We start from the raw sequence: 502 nt of genomic DNA, 5'->3' as shown, positions 1-502 counted from the left end.
GCCTAAGCCCGTTTCAAAAATAACAAAATCTGTCCGCCTGTATTTAGCAAAATATAAAAATGCGCATGCCGTAATAATTTCAAATTCTGTGGTGGCTCCGAATTCGGTTTTTTCAAGCTCAAGGACAAGAGGCCCGACCTCATTAAAGAGCGCCGTCCATTCTTCATCTGAGATCGGGGCGCCGTCAACGCTGATCCGTTCGTTAAAGGTGATGATATACGGTGATGTGAAGGTGCCTGCTGTATAACCGGCTTCATTTAATACCGAACGGAGAAAAGCGATCGTTGAACCTTTTCCGTTTGTTCCGGCGACATGAACCGCATTGAGCTTTTTCTCGGGGTGCCCGAGCTTTCTCAGCAGCCATTCCATTCGTTCCAAACCCGGCTTCACGCCGAATTTAAGCCTTCCGTTAATCCAGCTGAGTGCTTCATCAAACGTTTTGAACAAGCGCATTCCTTCCCTTCAATTGATGAAGGTGTTTTCCAGCGGCTTTAGAAAGACC

1 pseudogene is annotated in these 502 nt (G+C 46.8%); it reads right to left on the bottom strand.

Features of this window, described 5'->3' with window-relative positions:
- Positions 1 to 453, bottom strand: a pseudogene (locus ACWHAR_RS32670) (bifunctional folylpolyglutamate synthase/dihydrofolate synthase); the annotation flags it as partial.
- Positions 454 to 502 lie beyond the last annotated feature (49 nt).

The organism is Bacillus sp. LR--39, from assembly GCF_053613335.1.
This window is presented reverse-complemented; position numbering and strand designations above follow the sequence as displayed.